The 23,120-nt window shown below is 40.2% G+C and carries 20 protein-coding genes; 6 read left to right on the top strand and 14 right to left on the bottom strand.

From position 1 onward, the window contains the following. Positions 1-2: 2 nt before the first annotated feature. The 4 genes from BW976_RS11120 to BW976_RS11105 are packed head-to-tail and all read right to left on the bottom strand — an operon-like array spanning position 3 to position 2,192. The gene (locus tag BW976_RS11120) at positions 3-527 is read right to left on the bottom strand and encodes a GNAT family N-acetyltransferase (RefSeq protein ID WP_076373349.1); all 525 of its coding nucleotides are present in this window, start codon (positions 525-527) and stop codon (positions 3-5) included. Positions 528-544: 17 nt separating this feature from the next. Further along, on the bottom strand, positions 545-1,135 hold the full coding sequence (locus tag BW976_RS11115) for a hypothetical protein (protein ID WP_076373348.1): 591 nt from the start codon (positions 1,133-1,135) through the stop codon (positions 545-547). Then, complete coding sequence (locus BW976_RS11110; RefSeq protein ID WP_076373347.1) at positions 1,122-1,619, bottom strand: RNA polymerase sigma factor; 498 nt, start codon at positions 1,617-1,619, stop codon at positions 1,122-1,124. The genes BW976_RS11115 and BW976_RS11110 overlap by 14 nt, the downstream gene beginning before the upstream one ends. A 45-nt stretch (positions 1,620-1,664) precedes the next feature. After that, positions 1,665-2,192, bottom strand: coding sequence for a hypothetical protein (locus BW976_RS11105; RefSeq protein WP_076373346.1), 528 nt, complete (start codon positions 2,190-2,192; stop codon positions 1,665-1,667). A 164-nt stretch (positions 2,193-2,356) separates the two neighbouring features. Here BW976_RS11105 and BW976_RS11100 point away from each other — a divergent pair, with 164 nt between their 5' ends. From BW976_RS11100 to BW976_RS11080, 5 genes are all read left to right on the top strand, one after another. Further along, positions 2,357-3,730 carry a dicarboxylate/amino acid:cation symporter gene (locus BW976_RS11100; protein ID WP_076373345.1) on the top strand — a complete coding sequence of 458 codons (1,374 nt, stop codon included), beginning with the start codon at positions 2,357-2,359 and terminating at the stop codon, positions 3,728-3,730. A 52-nt stretch (positions 3,731-3,782) separates the two neighbouring features. Further along, complete coding sequence (locus BW976_RS11095; protein WP_084192157.1) at positions 3,783-4,286, top strand: hypothetical protein; 504 nt, start codon at positions 3,783-3,785, stop codon at positions 4,284-4,286. Positions 4,287-4,360: 74 nt separating this feature from the next. After that, a complete protein-coding gene (gene rplU / locus BW976_RS11090) occupies positions 4,361-4,669 on the top strand; it encodes a 50S ribosomal protein L21 (RefSeq protein ID WP_076373344.1) in 309 nt (102 codons plus the stop codon). A 50-nt stretch (positions 4,670-4,719) separates the two neighbouring features. Further along, on the top strand, positions 4,720-5,154 hold the full coding sequence (rpmA, locus tag BW976_RS29940) for a 50S ribosomal protein L27 (protein WP_076373343.1): 435 nt from the start codon (positions 4,720-4,722) through the stop codon (positions 5,152-5,154). 141 nt (positions 5,155-5,295) lie between these two features. After that, positions 5,296-6,159, top strand: coding sequence for an EamA family transporter (locus BW976_RS11080; protein ID WP_076373342.1), 864 nt, complete (start codon positions 5,296-5,298; stop codon positions 6,157-6,159). 67 nt (positions 6,160-6,226) lie between these two features. On the opposite strand, the gene BW976_RS11075 is transcribed toward BW976_RS11080, so the two are convergent. The 8 genes from BW976_RS11075 to pbpC all read right to left on the bottom strand — a co-directional run bounded on the left by BW976_RS11075 (position 6,227) and on the right by pbpC (position 17,530). After that, a complete protein-coding gene (locus tag BW976_RS11075; protein ID WP_076373341.1) occupies positions 6,227-7,201 on the bottom strand; it encodes a polyprenyl synthetase family protein in 975 nt (324 codons plus the stop codon). Between the two features lie 101 nt (positions 7,202-7,302). Then, a complete protein-coding gene (gene rnr / locus BW976_RS11070; protein ID WP_076373340.1) occupies positions 7,303-9,438 on the bottom strand; it encodes a ribonuclease R in 2,136 nt (711 codons plus the stop codon). Positions 9,439-9,577: 139 nt separating this feature from the next. After that, positions 9,578-11,290 carry an ABC transporter ATP-binding protein gene (locus BW976_RS11065; RefSeq protein ID WP_076373339.1) on the bottom strand — a complete coding sequence of 571 codons (1,713 nt, stop codon included), beginning with the start codon at positions 11,288-11,290 and terminating at the stop codon, positions 9,578-9,580. Beyond that, complete coding sequence (locus BW976_RS29335; protein WP_076373338.1) at positions 11,291-12,001, bottom strand: 3'-5' exonuclease; 711 nt, start codon at positions 11,999-12,001, stop codon at positions 11,291-11,293. It abuts the gene before it with no gap. Positions 12,002-12,097: 96 nt separating this feature from the next. Further along, positions 12,098-13,702: a hypothetical protein gene (locus BW976_RS11055; protein WP_076373337.1), complete on the bottom strand. Its 1,605-nt coding sequence runs from the start codon at positions 13,700-13,702 to the stop codon at positions 12,098-12,100. Then, on the bottom strand, positions 13,699-14,286 hold the full coding sequence (locus BW976_RS11050) for an RNA polymerase sigma factor (RefSeq protein WP_076373336.1): 588 nt from the start codon (positions 14,284-14,286) through the stop codon (positions 13,699-13,701). The genes BW976_RS11055 and BW976_RS11050 overlap by 4 nt, the downstream gene beginning before the upstream one ends. A 161-nt stretch (positions 14,287-14,447) precedes the next feature. After that, complete coding sequence (locus BW976_RS11045; protein ID WP_076373335.1) at positions 14,448-15,008, bottom strand: hypothetical protein; 561 nt, start codon at positions 15,006-15,008, stop codon at positions 14,448-14,450. 128 nt (positions 15,009-15,136) lie between these two features. Further along, positions 15,137-17,530 (bottom strand): penicillin-binding protein 1C, encoded by a 2,394-nt coding sequence (gene pbpC / locus BW976_RS11040; protein WP_076373334.1) that lies wholly within the window; start codon positions 17,528-17,530, stop codon positions 15,137-15,139. 83 nt (positions 17,531-17,613) lie between these two features. Here pbpC and BW976_RS11035 point away from each other — a divergent pair, with 83 nt between their 5' ends. Beyond that, entirely contained in the window at positions 17,614-18,339 is a 726-nt protein-coding gene (locus BW976_RS11035) for a glycosyltransferase family 2 protein (RefSeq protein ID WP_076373333.1), read from the top strand. Here the strand turns inward: BW976_RS11035 and BW976_RS11030 are convergent. Then, positions 18,310-19,083 carry a 4'-phosphopantetheinyl transferase family protein gene (locus tag BW976_RS11030; protein ID WP_076373332.1) on the bottom strand — a complete coding sequence of 258 codons (774 nt, stop codon included), beginning with the start codon at positions 19,081-19,083 and terminating at the stop codon, positions 18,310-18,312. The genes BW976_RS11035 and BW976_RS11030 overlap by 30 nt on opposite strands. Positions 19,084-19,091: 8 nt before the next feature. After that, complete coding sequence (locus tag BW976_RS11025; protein WP_076373331.1) at positions 19,092-23,120, bottom strand: non-ribosomal peptide synthetase; 4,029 nt, start codon at positions 23,118-23,120, stop codon at positions 19,092-19,094.

Genomic DNA, 23,120 nt, shown 5'->3' with positions numbered 1-23,120 from the left:
GGTCATAGTTCCTTTTTCATTAACAGGTCGGTTTGCTTATCGCTGCCCAACATAAATGGGTGGCTTCCAATTACTTTAAAGCCATGTTTTTCATAAAAGCTTAAAGCTTTTTGGTTATGTTCCCAAACGCCCAGCCAAACATATTGCAGGCCTTTTTCCTGCGCGATTTTAAAAGCAAAGTCTAATAATTTATGACCGATCTTTTTGCCATGGTATTCGGCCAAAACGTAAATACGTTCTACTTCAAGGGCATCACTGTCCTGTAGGTCGGTTTGCGCGGTACCCCGGTTTATTTTGATATACCCCGTGATGTGTCCATTAAGCATGGCAAAATAAAAGTGTGAGCCAGGGTTATTCAATTCAGCCCGTATGCGTTGTGGTGTAAAGGCATTTGAAGCATAAGCCTCCATATCCTCTGGTGTATTCAAATGTGCAAAGAAATCAAAAAATGTCTTTCTGCCGAAAGTTAACAGGGTATCAGCATCGGCTATGGTAGCTTTTTGTATTATGATATTATGGTCAGTCATCAAATCTAATAATGGGCTTAATCAAATTGTTCTTTGAGGCGTACCAGGCGATCAATCATCAGGTTAAGCTTTTCTTCCTCATTTTTAAACATGCGCGGTTTCAAATAAAAGGTGGTAAATAAAAACCAGATAATGATGGAACCGTAAGTGATGAGTTTAAAAAGGAGGGAGGAAGTTGATAATACTTCGGCGAAGTAGAGTGCCAGGCCGGCACTGATGAGTAATATGTAGATGTAGTAAAACCATCCGATAATTTTGGTTCTTGTTTTTTGGTAAGCCTTCAGGCTGTCAAGATACTCCGATGGGTTTTGAGTGGCATCGCGCTTGCTCAAAATATGGTAGTGCCTTACTACGAGCGACAAGTACATGAGCATAGTGACCAGCACTATTAAAATACCCACTGTAGTAATCCACGATTTAAAGGCCAGGAAAAACGTAACGATAAAAGCAAATGCCGCTATCGCCACCATGGCCACAATTGTCCAGTATAACTTGGTAGTTATGCTTCTAATCCCCTTCTTTACCTGTTTCAGCACATCATCCACTGAAAGTTGATCTGGTTTTGGCTGTCCCTGCCAAACCGACATCAAATGATCAAAGTCTTTCATACTGGTTAAATAATTCTGTTAGTTTTTGTTTTATACGATAAATCTTCACCCTCAGGTTTCCTTCTGATATACCCGAAATATCAGCTATTTCGGGGTATGGCACTTCGTCGAGCACCATGGTTATTATAATTCTTTCTGATTCCTCCAGTTTGGAGATACATTTGTACAGCAAAGCCACCTGCTCGTTTTTATCCGATAGTTCTTCTCTTTTGGTTTCGGCTATCAGAGGGGTTAACTCATCTTTAGCCTGTCTTTTTTCTGATCGTAAGTAGGTTAAACAAGTATTTACAGCAATGCGGTATATCCAGGTTGAAATCATGGCCTGGTTGCGAAATTTCTCTAGATTTTGCCAAACTTTTAAAAAAGTTTCCTGTAGCAGGTCGTTCGCGGCATCATCATCGCCGGTATAGCCATAACATAAATGGAATATCTTTTTAGAATTAGCTTCATATATTTGCTTGAATGCTGCTTCTTTGTTGGCCACGCGTTAATAGGTTTTTATATGTTAGATTAATGTAAAGGCTATATGTTACAACTGATAATCATTCTTTTTGAACCAAATTAGCTTTTTTTCGGCATCATCAAGCAGGTTATTATAACTCTCCAGGTAATCAAATTGCAAATCCTCATGTAGTTTACCTATTAATCCGCGTACCTTTTCTACTTGTCTGGTTAATATCAACCTGATGGGTTTGTAAGTAGTGCGCCTGTCGGCATATTCCAGGTAATTAACACAAAAACTCAATAGTAATTCAATTTCGACTTCTTTTGAACCGGCAAATTTAGTGTACTTGCTCAGCAGCCTCAAAATTTTGCGCATACCTTTTGCGGCATGATAACTCAGGGCCGATAGCTGACTAAACATAAAACCTGCTTCGCCCTTTACTTTTTCAATAAAAGCGGCCTCGTCATGAGCTTCAAATAGTAAATAGGCCAGCAACTCTTTATTTTCTTTTTTATAACGTGCCAAACGGAGCAAAAGCTCTGATAACTGCTCTTGCGACAGGTGTTGAGTTTCTTTTTTTATATGCTGTAAACCGTAAGTGGTAATACTCATGCTTAGGATAATTTGGTATCAAGTAGTTAGTATCAAGTATCAAGATTTATAAATGTATTTGCAAAGAGAACCCCATTTTTAATGTGGTCTTGATACTTGATACTAGCTACGTGATACTATTAAAATTATTAATTTTTGTAGTTTAGCGCCCTGCAATAAGTTATATGCCAAAAAACAACCTGACTCTCTACATTTTTATCGCCCTTGTACTAGGTGTAATAACCGGTTACATTTATAATGTAAGCGTAATTAATGCCATCAACGTGAAAATTAATACGGCCGATGCTAATATCAAAACCATTAACACCAAATTGGTTTTATTAAACGATACTACTTCTACCGAGCACATTGCACTGCAAGCACAAAAAGTACAACAATTAAAGATCAGTAAAGATAACAATTCTATCCGCGAGGATAAACTGGAGGGTTTTTCCATTTTAAGTGAAATATTTTTACGACTGATTAAAATGATCGTGGCGCCATTGGTTTTTACCACATTGGTGGTTGGAGTTGCCAAAGTAGGTGATATTAAAGCCGTTGGACGTATAGGTGGCAAAACTATGCTCTGGTTTTTGAGTGCCACCTTAGTTTCTTTGTTGTTGGGAATGCTATTGGTTAACTTGTTTCAACCCGGTAAAGCCATGCACTTGCCATTGCCCGACAGTCATTTAAGCACGGGTATCAAGAAAACAGCACTATCATTTATTGATTTTGTGGGGCACGTTTTCCCTAAAAGCATTTTTGAGGCCATGGCCAACAATGAAATCTTACAGATTGTAGTGTTCGCGATGTTTTTTGGCGTAGCTACAGCGGCCATAGGCGAGCAGGGTAAGATCGTGATTAAAGCGATGGATGCCATTGCCCATGTGATATTAAAAATTACGGGTTATGTGATGAAAGTTGCCCCTTTGGCTGTTTTTGGAGCAATTACTGCCGTGATAGCCAAGCAGGGCTTGGGTGTATTATCTACCTATGGCATTTTTATCAGTGAGTTTTACTTTTCATTGATCATGCTTTGGCTGGTCATTGTTTTGGTTGGCTTCATAGTATTGAAGAAGCCTGTGTTTAAATTAATAGGCCGTATAAAAGATGCCATGTTGATAGCCTTCAGTACTTCAACTAGTGAGGCTGCTTATCCTAAAGTATTACTTGAACTGGAAAATTTTGGCTGTAGTAATAAAATTGTAAGTTTTGTACTGCCGTTAGGCTACTCATTCAATCTGGACGGCTCTATGATGTACATGACTTTTGCCTCCTTATTTCTGGCACAATCCTATGATATTCATTTATCTTTCGGGCATCAATTGTCCATGCTGCTGGTATTGATGCTTACCAGCAAGGGGGTGGCCGGAGTTCCAAGAGCTTCACTCGTAGTAATAGCCGCCACGCTATCTATGTTCAATATCCCCGAAGCTGGCTTATTTTTACTGATCGGTATTGACCCATTATTAGACATGGGTAGGTCGGCAACCAATGTTTTAGGTAATGCCATGGCAGCTGCAGTAGTAAGTAAATGGGAGGGGGAGTTAGATAATTAGGGAATTATCTTTAAAATTGCAGCTTATTAGGAAATAATTCAATAATTAATCCATGTCTGATCGTTCCAAGAAAATATTTTTCGCGCTTACTATTATAGTTCCGTTTTTGGCATACTGCTTTTATTATTATGGCATGATGATCAAAAACGCCCCATATCGATTCTCTGATTTTGATTCCATGTCGATACAGTTTGGCCCTGTGGATAGCCTAATCAATAAATATGACTCCAAAACAGGCGATTATCAATATGTAAATAAGCAAGACTCCTTAGTGAAAATGCATCTGCGCCTAACCAGCGATGATCTGCTTTATTTGCACCATAAGGCTGCCGATCTGGGTTTCTGGGATTTTCCGGTAAAAGAACTGGCAGATAGTACTAAAGGCAAAAACAGGTCAATACGCTACATTATTGAATTTAGATATAAGAAAAAAAGCAAGCGGGTAGTGTATGATAGTGGCTATGTAGGTGACGTTAGACTTATTGATGCCAACAAAAACCTGATCAAAGAAATTGAGCAGAGTTTATATGCCGCCGAAGAAAGATTAAAGAAATAAAATAGATGGTGTTGTTTATTTAATAATCAATCCCTATATTTGCACCTCGAATTTTAAAACAATAATTAACAAACATGTACGCAATAGTAAGTATAGCCGGACAGCAATTCAAAGTTGCAAAAGACCAGCAGATCTTTGTACACAGACTACAAGGCGATGAGGGCGCTAGTATTGAATTTGACAGTGTATTGTTAGCAGAAAACGAAGGTAAATTCAAATTAGGTTCTGATTTGAAAGGTGCTAAAGTTTCAGCTAAGATCTTGTCTCATTTAAAAGGTGATAAAGTAATTATCTTCAAAAAGAAAAGAAGAAAAGGTTACAAAAAGAAAAACGGTCACCGTCAGCAATTTACCAAGATCGAGATCACTGGTATTACATTATAATTAAAGTTTAAACCTGGAGTTGTTCATCAATTCCATAAAAAATATTAGAAATGGCACACAAAAAAGGGGCCGGTAGTTCCAGAAACGGCCGTGAGTCGCATAGCAAACGTTTAGGTATCAAAATATTCGGTGGTCAGCCAGCAATTGCAGGTAACATCATCGTACGTCAGCGCGGTACCAAACACAATCCTGGTGTTAACGTAGGTATTGGTAAAGATCATACTTTATTTGCATTAGCTGATGGGCACGTAGTGTTCAGAAAAAAAGCTGATAATCGTTCATACGTTTCTGTAGTTCCGGTTGCAGCAGCACCGGTTGCTGAGGTTGCAGCTCCTGCACCAAAAGCAAAAGCAGAAAAGAAAGTAGTTGAAGCACCAGTAGCCGAAGTTGAAACTACTGAAGCAGCTCCAAAAGCAAAAAAAGCAGCAGCTCCAAAAGCAAAGAAAGCTGATACTGAAACAACTGAAGAAGCAGCAGCTGAATAATTAGCTAAGCTTAACAGATATTAAAAAGCCCTGGTCAATTTGACCAGGGCTTTTTTTATCTTATCACGAGATGGCTGAACTTACACAAACTTGACATCGTTGCGGGGCAAATCTTTTATTTTTATCGCTAAACATCTTTAAATGAAGAATAAAAAGAGGCTTGAAGTCCCGGCAATACCTGCTGTACTATTATCTATTATAAGTGTTCAAGGCGGTGCGGCAATTGCTAAAAGTATCTTTCCTGTATTAGGCGCTGCTTCAACTTCTGCATTAAGAATCATTTTTTCTGCTATTATCCTGGTTGTTTTTAACCGTCCCAACCTAAAAAGTCTGTCTAATACGCAATGGAAAGCGGTAGCCTGGTATGGTTTAACGTTAGGAGCGATGAATATTATTTTTTACATGGCCATAGCCCGTATACCTCTGGCGCTGGGCGTTGCCCTGGAGTTTATAGGGCCTCTGGTGCTTGCCATGACCAGCTCTAAACGGGTTATTGACTTTTTATGGGTAATTCTGGCGGCGGCAGGGATAGCCCTGATCGCACCGTGGAGCAATAACGGATTAGATGTTATCGGTGTTCTACTTGCTTTACTTGCCGGGGCATTGTGGGCAGGTTACATTGTGTTGGGTGGGCGTATCTCAAAAATAATGGACGGAGGTAAAGCCGTGAGCATCGGTATGATTTTCGCTTCTGCTGTAGTATTACCGGTGGCCATAGGCAGTGGATTATTTACTCATTTCAGACCTCATATGTTGCTGTCGGGCTTTCTTCTAGCCTTGCTCTCGAGTGCCATTCCTTTTACATTGGAGATGAGTGCTTTGCGAAGGATCCCTGCAAAAACATTCAGTATCTTAATGAGCCTGGAGCCTGCCGTCGCGGCGCTTTCCGGTCTTGTTTTTCTTCATGAGTACCTTTCTTTAAATGAATGGATAGCAGTGGCACTGATCATTATAGCGAGTGCGGGAGCAACTATGAAAACAAAAAATCCTGTGCCGGAATCCTGATATTAAACATGCTTTTGCCACAGACTTATAGCCAATAATAAAAGCATGCCTTTTTTGTTCAGGAAATTTAGTACTCCCTCACCAGTAAACTATCGGCAAACTGACGCAGGTATTGGCGGCGCTCTTCGGGCAGGTTAATATTGTCCAGTGCCTTAAATGCCTTGTCGGCAAAGTTGTGCATAGCTTCTTCGGCATATTTCCTTATCTGTAACTCGTTGTAGATACCTGTAACGGCAGTTACCTTCTCTGCTACATCAAACAGTTGCATGGTTAGCCACTTGTTCAGCTCATATGCCTGGTGATCTTTGGCCAGTTCAAGGGCTTTGATGAGGAGATATGTTTTTTTGTTGGAGATGATATCGCCACCTACTTGTTTGCCAAATTTTTCCGGATCGCCATAAACATCCAATATATCATCCTGCAATTGGAATGCGATACCGAGGTTTACACCAAAATCGTATAATAATTGTGCGTCAGTTGGTGCTGCCCCGCCTATAATGGCACCTATTTTAAGTGTACCGCCTAATAATACAGCGGTTTTAAGGCGTATCATGTTCAGATATTCGTCAATGATCACGTCACTGCGTTGTTCAAAACTCATGTCAATCTGCTGGCCTTCGCATACTCCGGTAGCCGTTTCGTTAAAAACATCCATCACATGACGTAAAATGGTATCAGGAACCTGCATCATCAGCTTATTTGATTCTACCATCATGGCATCACCTGAAAGTATGGCCACATTGGCGTTCCATTTTTCGTGTACGGTTACCTGGCCGCGGCGGAGTGGAGCGTTATCCATGATATCATCATGCATCAGCGTGAAGTTATGGAAAACCTCTATAGCGAGAGCCGGTTGAACTGCGCTTTCTACATCGCCGCCAAAAAGATCGCAGGCCATGAGTAAAAGTGCAGGCCTGAGGCGTTTGCCGCCCAAAGACAGTATATAACTTATAGGTTCATATAAGTCGGAAGGTTGTTGAGGGAAGGTTAGTTTATCAAGGGCCTCATTTATAAATTCCTGCAGATCAGTAAGTTGTTTCATTTTTTTAGTTAAGTGGTTGAATGGTTGATCGAGTTAGATTAAGTTAATCTTGCGTTGAACCATTCAACCTAATCTAACTCAGTCAACCACTCACTAGGACATCAATCTTGTACTAATGAAAAATCGATTTGTTTTTTGGTCAGGTCAACATTTTTCACCCTGATCTGTACCTCATCACCAAGCTGGTATATTTTCTTTTTACGCTGACCGATGATGGCATAGTTCTTTTCATCGAGCGTATAAAAATCATCAGATATATCACGTAAACGGATCATACCTTCGCATTTATTCTCGATGATTTCCACATACATACCCCATTCGGTAACGCCCGATATGATGCCGGTAAACATATTGCCGACCTGGTCTTTCAGATATTCGGCCTGTTTGTATTTTATCGAGGCGCGTTCGGCATCGGCCGCTTTTTTCTCCATTTGAGAGCTATGGGAACATAGCTTTTCATAATGCTCGGCATTGGCTGATTGACCACCGTTCAAATAATGAAACAAAAGCCTGTGTACCATTACATCCGGATAGCGGCGGATAGGAGAGGTGAAATGCGTATAATGATCAAAGGCCAGTCCGTAATGGCTACTGGTTTTGGTGGTGTAAATAGCTTTAGCCATTGACCGGATAGCCAGTTGGGTAAGTACATTTTGTTCTTTTTTACCTTCCACATCTTCCATCAGAAAGTTAAGGGATTTGGCCGTTTCCTTGTCCGATTTGGTATTTATTTTATAACCAAAGCGGGCAGCAAATTGCGCAAAATTTGCCAGGGCATCAGGTTTTGGGGAGTCGTGGGCACGGTATACAAAAGTGTATTTATGTTTGCCTTTACCCATTTTGCTTACATGTTCGGCTACTTTGCGATTCGCCAGGAGCATGAAATCTTCAATGAGTTTGTGGGCATCCTTACGCTCTTTTACATAAACGCCGGTTGGTTTACCGTGCTCATCCAGCTTAAATTTAATTTCAGTAGCTTCAAAACTGATAGCCCCATTCTTGAATTTACGTTCGCGTAATTTATAAGCTAGAGCGTTGAGCTTTAAAATTTCATCTAGAAACTCGCCGGCTTTATTTTCGATCACTTCCTGTACTTCCTCATAAGTAAAGCGCCTATCAGAGTAGATAATGGTTTTACCATACCACTCGTTAATAACGTAGGCATTTTCGTCAAGTTCGAACACTGCGGAAAAGCATAGCTTTTCTTCCTTTGGCCGTAAAGAACAGAGTCCGTTTGATAAACGTTCGGGCAGCATAGGTATCACTCTGTCGACCAAGTAAACCGAAGTTGCACGCTCCAGGGCTTCTTTATCTAAAGCGGAGTCGGGTGCTATATAATGTGATACATCGGCAATGTGCACACCTACTTCATAATTGCCATTGTCTAATTTTTTGAATGACAAGGCATCATCAAAATCCTTGGCATCAAAAGGATCGATGGTAAACGTAGTGATATTTCTAAAGTCGCGTCTTTTGGCTATTTCATGCTCTGAGATAACACCAGATATGGCTTCAGCTTCATGTTCTACTTCGCCAGGAAACGAAAGCGGGAATCCATACTCCGCAAGTATGGCATTCATTTCTGTATCATTTTCGCCCTGAGTGCCCAATACATGTTTGATGCGACCTATTGGGTTCTTGGCTTCGGTTGGCCAGTCGGTAATTTCGGCAACAGCTTTTATTCCATTTTTAGCGCCATTCAGTTCGCTGATAGGTATAAAGATGTCATGCATCATTTTACGATCGTCTGGGATGAAAAAAGCGAAGCGTTCCGATAATTTTACAATACCGGTAAACTCCATTTTAGCCCTTTGGAGGATCTCGATAACCTCACCCTCTTTGTGTTTTCCCTTACTTTTCGCGTATACGTATACCTTAACGCGGTCGCCGTTCAGGGCGTTGCGTAGTTTACGGGGAGCCACGAAAATATCGCTTTCAAATTCGTCATCGGTAACAATAAATGCCGAGCCATCATTGGTGAGATCAACTTTACCCTCAACAAATGTTTTTAATTCCAGGAGCTGGAATTTACCGGGTGAAAGTTCTTTTAATACCGATTTTTTGGCTTCGTCTTTTAATATATCAAATATGATTTCGCGGGCTTCCGGGTCGCGAACGTTTAGTTTAGCAGAAACTTGTTTGTAGTTTAACGGTGTATTACCGTTTTGTTCAAATATATCAAGCACCATTTGGGTGAGCACCTGAACTATAGAAGAATTGTTTTTCTTTTTAGACATACATAAGTATTTGGTCAAAGATACGGAATTTGGGCATTAGCAGATGGAGATTTAGGAGAGCAAGTTTTCTGGGAATAAAGATTTTTTGAGCAAGGATTCTTTCTTTGTTCTTCCTGTCCTTATTCTTGGCTCTAAAAAATCAACCTTGCGGAATAGACGCTATCAGCCGTTTGGTATAATCCTGTTGCGGACGATAATAAATATCGTCAGGATAGCCGGTTTCAACAATTTCGCCTTTATTCATAACCACCATACGATCGGATATGTGTTTGATAACAGCCAGATCATGTGAAATAAAGATGTACGTGAGTTTAAATTCATCCTGAAGCTCCCGGATAAGGTTAAGCACCTGTGCCTGTACCGATACATCCAACGCGGATACCGATTCATCACAAATAATGAATTTAGGCTGCAAGGCCAAAGCACGCGCTATCACAATACGCTGCCTTTGCCCGCCAGAAAACTCATGCGGATAGCGGTTAAAATGCTCCGGTAAAAGATTTACCCGTTGTAATAGTTCCAACACCCTTTGTTTACGCTTGGTGTCGTTACTATAAAACTGATGCACCTGTAAAGGTTCCATTAAGGATTGCCCTACGGTTAATCGTGGATTTAAAGAGGAGTAGGGATCCTGAAAGATGATCTGTATATCCCTGCGAATTTCACGTAGGGCGTCTTTTTTTAAACCGCCCAAGTCTTTGCCTTCAAAACTTACGGTGCCGTGCGTTGGTTCAATAAGGCGCAAAATAGTGCGGCCCAGGGTAGTTTTACCGCAACCCGATTCGCCTACCAGGCCCAGTGTTTCACCGGGATAAACTTCCAGACTCACATTATTCACGGCTTTAACCACCTGTCCGGATGGGCCCAATAAACCGGGATTGATAGGGAACCAGGTAGAGAGCTTATCAATTTTTAATAAGGGTTGTTGCTGATAGAGTTCCTTTTTACGATCAGCCATTTCTGTTTCAGAATAGCTGTATTTGGTACGGATACTTTCGATAGTTGCCGATCGGGTATCTGAAGCGCCATTAGCATCAAAAAAATCGGCAATTACCGGTAGTTTCTTTAAATGCTGATCGGGGGATGGCCTACAGGCCAATAAGCCCTTAGTGTAAGCGTGTTGTGGATTGTTGAACAGATCGGTTACAGTAGCTTCTTCCACAATCTGCCCTTTGTACATCACCAAAACCCGGTCGGCAATCTCTTTGATCACTCCTAAATCATGTGATATGAATATCAAACTTCGGCAACGTGTACTTTTGAGATTTAGCAATAGCTCGATGATAGCTTTTTGAACAGTTACATCCAAAGCCGTTGTGGGTTCATCGGCTATCAGTATCTCCGGATTGCAAGACAGGGCCATCGCTATCATTACCCTTTGTTTTTGTCCGCCGGATATTTGATGCGGATAACTGTCAAATATGGCTTCGGGTCGAGGCAATTGTACCTCATTAAATAATTCTATAGTTTTCTTTTTAGCTTCGGCGTTGTTCAGGCCCAAATGAAGTTTTATGGCCTCGGTGAGCTGAAATCCACAGGTAAGCACTGGATTAAGCGAAGTCATGGGTTCCTGGAATATCATGGCCATCCGGTTGCCGCGAATTTGGCGCATATCAGCTTCGGGTAAATCGAACAGCCGGGTGTCGTTTAATAACACCTCACCGTTAATCACTGTTTGATCGGTATTCAATAAACGCATCAGCGCAAGCGATGTTACCGATTTTCCTGAACCAGATTCGCCTACAATACCTACGGTTTCGCCTTTTTTTAAGCTGAAGGATATATTTTTTACCGCTTTGAATAAGCCGCTGGCGGTTTTAAAATTGACCGATAGATCGTTTACCTGCAGCATTTATTGACCTATTAGGGTAATTAATTCATCTTTTATCAATTCTTCGCCCCGATAACGTCTCAATAATTGCGCTGTAGCTACCACGTCTTTCTGGCAATAAGTGCATATGCGGTCAAGCTGTTTCAGGTTCCAGTAAACATCTCCTACCATACTGCCATCAATGTCGTCTTTTGGAGTAGGGATATCAAAAATGGCTGTAAGCAAGTTAAGAGAGGTGTAGTTTTTATAATCCCCAAATTTCCAAAGTTCCATCGTATCCAGATGTACAACTTCCCATGGTTTTTTACCGGCAATTTGTAATTGGGGCGGAAACGGCAGTCCATTGATAAGTAGTCTGCGGCAGATGTAAGGAAAATCAAATTCTTTACCATTATGCGCGCATAAAACCAGGTTCGACGGTTGACTGATCAGTAGTGCCGAAAACCGGCTGAGCAGATCTTTTTCATCGTGACCCGCAAATGATTTTACTCTTAAACCAGCATCTTTCCCGCTCGTGAATATACCTACGGATATACAAATGATCTTACCAAACTCGGCCCAGATACCCGCGCTTTTATAATAATCCTCGGCGCTTTCATCCTTGCGAATATTTTGGCTTTTACGTTCCCATAACTTTTGCAGATGTTCGGGTACCTGATCATGCGAACTGTATTGGGGTACGGTTTCAATATCAATTACCATTAAATTATGCAGATCATACTGTTCAAGCATTGCGATTAAAATTGATTTGCCAATATAATAAATGTTTGTACTTGTATTTCGCCTAAATCAGGTGTTTTTATCTATAATAGTGTAATTTTATTACAACTACTTTTTAGGTTTATTGAGTTGGAAACCAATAGAAATTTGAACAGAACCCGTGTTTGTGTTGTAACTGCCCAAATCCGATGCTACATGGTAACCCTTAAAACTTTTATTATAGGTAGCTTCTAACATCCAGCGCCGGTACTGTAGGCCAACACCTCCGGAGAATCCAAAATTAAGCTTCTGATCATACCTTGTTGCGTTTAGTTTGCCCGAAACAGTATTATAATAACCAAGCGTGTCTTTCTTTACACCTGATGTTTGATAATTGGTGCTGCCATTCACCTGCTTTACCGGTATATTAATGAGAGGTCCGCCTTTAATATGAATATTGGGTGTAATATGGTAAACAAAATGTACGGGAATATTTACAAAGTAGGCCTTTCGTGAATCACTTATACTTAATGTTTGATTGGTATCTATTTTACTTTCATTATGGTGAGTGTACGATCCATTAAAACGTAAGGGGTTTAGACCCTTCACTTGTATATTTATAGCCAGCTTATCGTTGAATTTATAAGTACCATATAAGCCAGCATATATATCAACCGGCAAACTTCCATAAAAATTGCTATTTTGGGCTTTAGTGGTAAAGCTATTAGGTGCATTTAAACCAATAAGAATCCCATAATCAATATTTGATGGCATTGAAATACCGGTCCTGTTTTTTACAGATTTTGTCTTTGGGCTTTTATCCTTTGTACGCGTACCAGAAGAAGTTGTTTTTTTATGATCTTTTGTGATTATGCTTACAGCGGTATTATACTGCATATTACTGCCTTTTATTGTCGATATATAATTTGCTGTATTAGACCCAAAGAAACTGTTACGATCATTGAAAACACTATCAATGTTATTGATCAAGTGCTGCATTATATAACTATTTGATGCTTGTATAAGTGTCTTATTGTTGCTTATATCAGCTGGATTAGTACCCTGGGTAGAAAAGGAATCGCCAAGTACACTATTATTAGTTTTATTTGACCTGTTAGGATTGCTCATTTGTCCGGAGTTACTGCCATGCGCCGCATGAATTCCATTAAGAGAGAACACTCCCTTGTTATGGTTATTCATAACAGCGTTAGCATTACGATTATTTTGTGGGGTATTTGATGATGATGCTACATAAGGCTTGCTTTTCGATGGATCAGCCATGTTTGTCAATCCGGTATTTGTTGGTTCATTTTTATTATCAACAGTATCAGATAGTTCTTTAATTGCCGATGTACTATCAGTCTTAAATAATACGGTATCTGTTTTATTTAAGGAATCTGGATTAAGGTTTTGCAAACTGTCTTTATGAATTATCACCTTCTCTTTCTTATGTTTTTTGGGAGGAGCCGTAGGTTTAGGCTTGATGATATATACATAAGCTAAAACACAAACCAATACCGCTACCGGTAGCGCAATAGATATGATTGGCCATGTTTTTGACGCTTTTATAACTTTAGTTATTCTTGACGCTGCATTATGTTTTACTGTAGGATGGGGTAAGTGAGCATCCAGGAGTATCTGCATAGCCAACCAGTCCTGTTTTGGTTCGTCAGTTACAGGTAATTCATTTCTCTTTTTCTGCCAAAGGTTAAGGTAGTTCAATGAATTTTTCATTTTGCTTTTTCACTCCTTTCTTTGGGCAGATTGTTGTTTGTTGCCAATGCTTCCAGTAGCTCTCTTAATTTTCTTTTTGCTTCGGCTAAATGCCAGCGCGACGTTCCTTCGCTTATATTTAATTGCTCGCCTATTTCCTTATGTGTAAAACCATCCAATACAGATAAGTTAAAGACTGTTTGAGTAGCAAATGGTAGGGTTCTGATATTTTTTAAAATATCTTCAAAATACAATTTCTCCAATACAGACGGACTAATAAAATAATCATCCGAATCCTGCTCGTCTAGGTTTTTAACATTAAATTTTAGTTCTTTGCGGCAAAGATCAATAGCAGTATAGATCATGATCTTCCTGATCCATCCGCCTAATCCCCCTTTTTCGTTATCAAAGTTTTTTATGGATTGGAAAACTTTAAGAAATCCAGTATTAAAAGCTTCTTTGGCAAGCTCTTTATCAGGCAAATAGTTATAGCATACCCGTAACATTTCGGCATGAAAAAGCTTGTACAAAGCTTCCTGGGCCGTGCGGTTATTATTGATGCAGTCTTTTACCAGCTTTTCAGCCTGCTTTTTAGAAAGATTCATTCAAGAAATTCACACAGTAAGTGCTTTTAACAGGCTCTTCGTAAGTAGTAACTCAAACGTTGGGTAAAAATGGAAATAATTTTTTGTTTTTTTTAATACTTGATTTTAATGAGAGATCATCCGCCATAAGCGGATTGATCTCTCCTGTTTTAGGGTTTAAGTTAGCGGGTTAAAGTTTTTGGGGATATAACAACCCCAGATGTGTAATTCCAATTGAAGGTTATGTTTGCTGACGTGACGGTAATACTGCCCGTGTAAGTAGTGCTGTTTAAGGTAACTTTGAGTGGATAATTACCATTAGCAAGATTTGCGTGTCTGATTAAAACAGGGCTTGCTACCATAGGTATTTTGGCACCTACTGGGCAAATACTAGGTTCTCTCACATTAAAAAAATCAATACTGAAATTTTTATTGTAGTCAATAATGGCTTGATACTGTAACGTGCCGTGAGCGCAATATAAGTTAGTTGTATGGGCGTTAAAGCTAATAGATACGCTGTCGCCAACTGCACTGGGTGAAAATCCTGGTGCTAAGGTAATCTGATCACCGGTAAGCGGAACAAGAACTATTGTGTCAGCCGGGTTACCACCATTGTTGGCTGCATTAGCTTTGCTGGTTGTTGATTTTTTGTCAACAGCAACTGGATTTTCGGCCTTTTTGCACGCTGTGATAAAACAAACCGATAGTACAAGGGCCGCAAGGACGTAAGTTAAGTTTTTCATTTTTTTGATTGATTACGTAATTTATCTTTATTGCATCATCGTATCCATAACCCAAAACGTTGGGTAGTATTGATGATTTTTACAGATCAGTCAAATTTTAAGCAATCAGTCATTTATTAAAGTGAGGGTTATTTACTTAATATTTCAAAGCCAATGTTTATGGTATTGCCGTTCCCATCAACCAGGGTAAGTATATGTTTGCCGGGTGGTGGATTTAAGGACATTTGATGAAAATCCTGGGTTTCGCCAATGTATTGATCATCCAGGTGCCAGAATATTTTCATACCCGGTACACGATGCGCAGCGTTGCAGATCATCCGGCCTCGGCTACCGTCGGCTTCAAGTGGAACATATATTTTCGCGCCATCTTTGGGGTATATCACTTCCATAGCGTTGCCATTCTCTGTCTGCGAGCAACCCGGACGAAATGGCGGCAATACATGGTATTGATAATCCCTTGCTTTATAATAGTACTCCATAGAAGGCGGGAGCACAAACCAATTTTTATTTACAATATTATCCGGCGATTCGCAGTTTCCGTTTACCTGGTACCTGCCATCTGCAGATAGATGTATCAGTTTGTGATAGGGACAAACCGGTGCTTTGAGTCCTGATTTAGGTACCAGCATATCATCTGTATTGTCGCAATACTGCCCGGCCCTGTAACCGCTTTGGTGGCATACCTTTATTTTCACCATTTCGCCTACAGGCATTGGAAACCAATCGCGCGATACGGGTAATAATCTGAAGATCTCAAACAGGGCAGGAGCGGCAGTATTAATACCAGTTAACCCCGGCCTGCCTTCTCCATCGGTATTACCTACCCATACGCCAACTACATATCGGGGGGTAATTCCGATTGCCCAGCCATCACGAAAGCCAAAGCTGGTGCCTGTTTTCCAGGCTACACGCTGGGTAGAGCTAAATTGTTGCCATAGCATTTCTTCGCCAGGTCGCATTACTTCTTCCATAGCTTGAAAAGTGTAATATATAGAAGCCGCATCCAGCAAACCGGTTTTTTCCAGATTAGGTTTTATAGTTTCTTTAGGCATACTATAAACAGGGCTATGATAATCAGCCGGATTATATTGACCACGGTACTGGTTGTAATGATTAAGCACACGAGCCATATCAGCATAGGCTCCGCTCAACTCCCATAAGGTATTTTCGCCACCACCCAATATCAATGACAGGCCATAATGATCTGCCGGTTTTGTTAAAGTAGTGATACCCGTTTTTTGCAGAAAATCATAAAAGCGTTCGTATTTAAATTGCTGAAGCATTTTCACTGCTGGCACATTTAAAGAACGTGATAATGCACGAGATGCAGGTACAGCGCCATCATAGCCGAGGTCAAAATTTTCCGGATGATAGCCTGCTATTAGTGTAGGCACATCAGGTAGCAGACTATTAGGTAATATCAAACCACTGTGTAACATCGAGGCATACAGTAGGGGTTTTAGGGTACTGCCTGGGCTGCGTGGCGCATCAATGACGTCAACATCACTTTCCATCTGCGGATCTTCACGGTGAGCTATGTTACCGGCATAGGCCAGTGTAGCACCTGTTTCTACATCTAAAACAATAGCGGCAATATTGTTGATATCATTGGCTTTTAAAACCTGGTGATGTTGCTCTAAAATATCGTTGACCTGTTGTTGCAAGGCTGAGTTAATACTGGTTTGTAATCGGGTATCGCCATCTGGATGATGTTGATGGTCGTTTTTAAAACGTTGTAGCAAGTGGGGAGCCTGCTGTGGCAAAGGTACCGGGCGATCAGGTACAGGTTCCAGTTCGGCCAGTGCCCTTGTAGTGCTGTCTATAGTCCCATTTTTATAAAGGCGCTGAAGTAGTAAGTTTCGTTTTTTGAGTAGTACAAGCCTGTTTCGGCCAGGATGTACTAGCGATGGTGAATTAGGCAGAACGGCCATCGCAGCCATCTCACCCCAAGATAATTTATCCGGCCCTCTTCCAAAATATCGCCAGGAAGCAGCATCCAAACCTATTACGTTGGTCCCGAAGGGTGCATTACTGGCATAAAGTGCCAATACCTCATTTTTGCTGTGTGTAAATTCCAACCGCAAGGCCATGAATATTTCTAAAAACTTATTCCAGATGCTTCGCTTATGTCTGGTAGCCAATCTGATAACCTGCATAGTAATGGTACTGCCACCGCTGGTTACTTTTTTGGATGAGATGTTTTGTTTTATAGCCCGCCCAAAGGCCAGGGGATCGAAACCGGGGTGATGCTCAAAGCGTTTATCCTCAAAAGCAATGATACATTGCTTAAATTTATAGGGCACACTATCGTTGTAAGGAAAACGCCATTGACCATCTGTAGCAATAGATGCACCCAGTAATTGACCATTACTATCGTCAATAACATATGATGTAGGACTTTTAAATAAAGGATTTGGCAAACAAAACCAAAATAGCAGGGTTAAAACAGTCAGGAATATGAGTATAAATATTACTTTTGGTTTTTTTAAGTAAATTTTGACTTGTTTTAGTACAGCTTGCATTAAAATATTTTCAATAAAGATATAATAAGCTTATACCGAAGTATAAATATATAACAAAGCAAAGTTTGACCACAAAAACAATAATGACACTACAAAAATTATCAATTATCATCCCTGCTTATAACGAAGGTAACACGATACATTTGATTTTGGATAAAATTAAAGAGGTAAACCTTGTAAATGATATTCAGAAAGAGATTATTATTGTGAATGATTGTTCAAAGGACAATACAGAGCTGGCCATAGCCACCTATCAGCAGACTAACCCAGACCTTAATATACAGTACTTTAAACACGAGGTAAACAAAGGCAAAGGGGCCGCCTTACATACCGGTATATCAAAAGCAACAGGTGAATATCTCATTATTCAGGATGCTGACCTAGAATATGATCCTGCGGAATACAATGATCTGTTAAAACCGGTGGTTTCTGGCTTTGCCGATGTAGTTTATGGCTCAAGATTTATGGGCAGCAATCCTCACCGGATATTATTTTTCTGGCATACCATAGGTAATAGATGGCTTACGTTCGCCTCAAATATGTTTTCCAACTTGAATCTTACCGATATGGAAACCTGTTATAAGTTGTTTAACACCCAAATGATACAAGGTATTTCACTTACCGAAAAACGTTTTGGCTTTGAGCCGGAGGTTACCATAAAGGTTTCGCGGATTCCCAAGATCAGGATATATGAAGTTGGCATATCTTATTATGGTCGTACTTACGAAGAAGGAAAAAAGATAGGGTGGAAAGATGGGGTCAGAGCAATATTCTGTATATTAAAGTACGGATTGTTTAAAGCCCGGTAAAAATTTCTCAAAGTTAACATCCCAATACATGATATGTCCTGCTGTTATTTCGGTGGCCAGGCTTGCCATATTATTTTCGTCTGTTTTAAAACTGTTCATTTTCCAATTACCACTTGAGGCCAATAAGCCCCCGTCTAATTCGTGATCACCGTTTAAACTGGGGATATGTTTTAGGTTGTTGTCTAAACCAATGGCGGTTGCTTTGGTTAAGGCTTCTTTACGCGTCCAGAGTAAAAAAAAGCTATTACTGGAACCCTGGTGAGCAATGTAATTGATTTCATCTTTACTGAAATAATCAGCGAGGATCTCCTTATAACTAAAAGAGTGATCTATTTCTTCAGTATCAACACCAACCTCCGTGTTTGATATGGCTATTAAAACCCAATCACCAGCATGTGATACATTATACTTTAAATTTTGTTGCTGTATATAGGGTTTCTTATTAGCGCTGATAACAAATTTAATAGTGGTGGCCGGTTGATTGGTATATTTACTTAATAAACAACGCAACGCCCCACGACTTACAACAAACCGGAGCTTGTCTTTTTTTTGTACATAACGGTTGGCCCTTATTATTTCGTCGGGCAACAATACTTTAAAAAAGTCATCAATAAGTACCAGGTTGGAGCTAATCCTGATACGCCAAACATCAACTTGACCATCTTTTAATTTATAATCACAACCCGCCCCGTTTTGCCAACTAATGTCATCCTGGTATTTGATATGAACTTTAATTAAACACATAAATATGATTATTTTGGGGCGACTTTGTTTAGGCAGTTTTGTAATATACTTGCAAATATTTTATCATTGGGTGCTTTAAAAATTGAATTATGCCCACCTGGTATTTGATGAACGTTAACTCCTTTTAATGCATACGGTTTCCAGCCAAGGTGTTCAAAATCGTCCAAATAAAAAGTACGATCCTCAGCTTTGAATAATTCAATAGCAATATTTCGGGCCTCTAATTTATAATGTTTTTCGGCAAGTACGTTCATTTCATCAATTTTATTAGCGTAACCAAAAAAGCCCTCCTGCTTTTCGTCTTTGAATAACTTCCAGAATACTTTGGTTAATCCTCGTTTGGTGACTTTACCCGTATGTACCATGGTATTCACAAAACCATTTGGAAAAGTAAGATTGTACAATAGTTTGCGTGCAAAAAATTTACCTCTTTTTACCTGCATAGTTAACCACGGATCAAAGCGAGGGGAACGGTAGGCATAAGTATCAAACATGACCAGCATTTTTACCTGTTTACCTTGTTCTTCAAGCTGTTTAGCCATTTCAAAAGCAATAATGCCTCCGAATGAATAACCAGCGAGAGCATAAGGCCCGGTTGGATTTTGTGCCATGATAGCTATGTTGTAATGCGCCGCTATGTCCACAATATTACTTAAAGGCTCATCAATGCCATTAAGACCCTTAGCTTGCAAGCCATATACCGGTTGATCTGCATCCATGCCTGATGCCAGGGTGTTGAATAATAAAACATTAAGTCCGGCACCGTGTACAATGTATAAAGGCATCTTGTTGCCCGAAGGTTTAATAGGTACCAGGGAATCCCACACGATAGATTTGCCATCCATCTCTAACATCAATGCTAGTTTTTCAACTGTAGAGTTTTCAAAAAGAGTAGCAAGGGGTAATCGTTTACCTGTGAGTTTTTCAATGCGGGTCATTACCTGCACTGCAATAAGTGAATGGCCGCCTAATTCAAAAAAGTTATCGTAAATCCCTATGTTTTTAATTTCCAGAAATTCCGACCAGATATCAGCTATCAATTTTTCTACATCTGTTCGGGGAGCTATAAGCAGGCGAATACTTTCAGTCAGCTTGCCATGATTATTGGCCAGCGCTTTTTTATCTATCTTACCACTAGGTGTTAAAGGCATAGCCGGAACAATGGTCAGATTATCCGGTACCATATAATCAGGTAACGCTGCTTTTAACGTCATTTTCCAACCCTTTATTTGATCTGCTTCAAACTCGGCTTTAAACTCATCGCCAACAACTACGTAAGCCACCAGTTTATTAATGCCATTACTATCCGGTTGAGCCATCACTACGGCTTCTTTGATATTATACTGATTAACCAAGTGGTATTCGATCTCGCCGGTCTCAATCCGGTAGCCCCGTATTTTTATCTGAGAATCTATACGGCCAAGACATTCTATTTCTCCATTTTCCATGAATTTACCCATATCACCTGTCCGGTATATTTTATTACCTGGCGTATTGGAAAATGGATCTCTAATAAACTTTTCAGCAGTTAACTCAGGCTGATTTAAATAGCCTTTGGCAACACCATCGCCGCCTATGTAAATCTCGCCGGCTGTTCCTGCCGGTAATGGGTTCAGATACTTATCTAAAATATAAATTGTGGTGTTATCAATAGGGCGACCAATAGTAATAAGGCCATCATCTGCCTTAATTTGTTTTACGGTTGACCATATAGTAGTTTCCGTAGGCCCATATACATTCCACAGGCTTTCTGCCCTTGTGATTATTTTTTCGGCCAATTCTTTCGGTAATGCCTCGCCTCCACAAATAACTTTTAGTGGAGTTGTGTTATTCCAGCCGGCCTCAATCATGATGCGCCAGGTATAAGGCGTAGCCTGCATTATGGTTATATTTTCTTTCCTGATGATATCAAGTAAAGCGCGACCATCTTTAGCTTCTGCGCTGTTGGCGATGATCACTTGGGCGCCGCTGATCAGCGGTAAAAATAATTCCAGGCCCGATATGTCAAAACTTACAGTAGTCACTGCCAAAAGCTTATCTGTTACCGTTATTCCAGGAGCTTTTTGCATACTGTACAAAAAGTTAATCAGATTGTGATGGGCTATCTGTACGCCCTTGGGTAATCCTGTTGAGCCGGAGGTATATAATACATAAACCAGGTCATCACCGTTTACGTCGACTTCTACATCGGTTACCGGGTATTGATTCAGCCTGGGCCATATACTATCTATCAGTAATTCTTTTGCAGTCGATTGATAACGTTCTTTGTAGTCCTCTGATGTAATGAGTAACACAGCACCTGAGTCGTTCAGCATGTGATTAATGCGGTTTAAAGGAAACTGTGGATCAACCGGTACGTATACAGCGCCAGTTTTCATGATACCTAGCATGATCACAATCAATTGTGCCGAACGATTAAGTACAAATGCTACTTTGTCACCTTTCTTAACTCCTTCATTAATCAGTAATGCTGCCAATTGATTGGCCTTTTCATTCAATTGTTTATAGGTTAGTGATTGCTCAGCAAACTTTATAGCTATCTGATCACCAGATTTTTGTGAGCGTTGACTAACTAAGCGATGGAGGTTTTTAGCTTTTGGATAAACAGCAAATGTGTTATTCCAGGTATTTAATTGACTGATAAGTTCCTCGGAGTTTTTAAGTGGAATATCGCCAATCAGTATATCCGGATTTTTTACTAGTTGCTTTAATAAAAACTCAAAATCATCCATCATGTTGCGAATGGTTGATGATTTGAATAACTGGATATTGTATGACCACTCTAGTATGAGCGAATCATCGCGCCCAGATATATTTACAAATATTTCAAAGTTTTCATATTCGCGCGGGTTGCTTATCAACTGATGTTGTAGGCCGTCAAACTTTACATCATCGTCGAGCCCCATATCAATATTAAACATTACCGGTACCAGGGGTATCCTGGAAGCATCCCGAGCGATATTTAAGTTTTTGAGCAGGCTGCCAAATGTATATTGTTGATGTTCATAGGCATCTAAAATAGCTGAGGTACGTTGCTTTAAATAGCTTTTAAATGAAAATTCTCCCTTGGGATAACTTCTTAACGCGAGTAGATTAACACAGTGCCCAACTAATCTATAGTTACCCGTAGCTGATTGCCCGGCTGCGGGTAGCCCTAAAATGATCTCGTCCTGTCCGGTCAAGCGTTGCAGAAATATTTCAAATGCTGCCAATAAGGTGGTAACAAAGCTACTGCCGTTGTTTTTAGCCAATTGCTTGAGTGAGGAAGCTAATTTACTGTCCACACTAAAATCATCACGATGACTTTTGTAGGTTCGCAGGGTAGGGCGTGGCAGATCGGTAGGGATATTTAGTGTGTGACTGCTACCTCTGAATTGTTTGAGCCAATAGGCTTCGGTACTTTTATATTCTGGAGTTTGCTCAAATGTTAATTGTTCTACCGCGTAATCGCTAAAAAGAGGCGCTGGCAGCAATTGTGGAAGCTGGTTGCTGATATATGCGTTATATAGTTTACCAAGATCCTGCATCATGATACCTATTGACCATCCATCACAAACGATGTGATGCACGATGAAGGTTAAAAGATGCTTGTCGTTAGTTAACTTGATCAACGTTGTTTTAAACAGAGGGCCGGTTACCAGATTAAAAGGCGTTAAAGCGTTTTGTTGATTTTTATCTTCGATAAAATCTAGTTGTTCCTGGGTCGAACGATCAGAAATATCCTGGTAATCGATCCCAAGAGTTAACTCCTTATAAATGCAGATGTATTTGCCGTCTGCGCTGAAACAAGACCGGAGTACCTCATGCCGGTTAGCAAGATCCTGAAGTGCCTGGAGCATGGCATCCTGGTTAAAAATACCCGAAAATGATAATGAAAAGGATTCATTGTAAGCACAGTTAGCCTCATCGCCACCAATAAGGCATGATGTCCAGATTTCCAATTGTGATTCTGTAGGATGAGCCAAACTCCGCAATTCGGGGCCGGCAAACGGATCAAATTCAACCGGAATGGTATCGTATGTGTAGATGATGTCCAA

Origin of the sequence: Mucilaginibacter lappiensis (genome assembly GCF_900155965.1) — a bacterium.
Classification (GTDB): domain Bacteria; phylum Bacteroidota; class Bacteroidia; order Sphingobacteriales; family Sphingobacteriaceae; genus Mucilaginibacter; species Mucilaginibacter lappiensis.
Note: the sequence above shows the minus strand (reverse complement) of the source record. Positions and strands in the feature narration are given on the sequence as shown.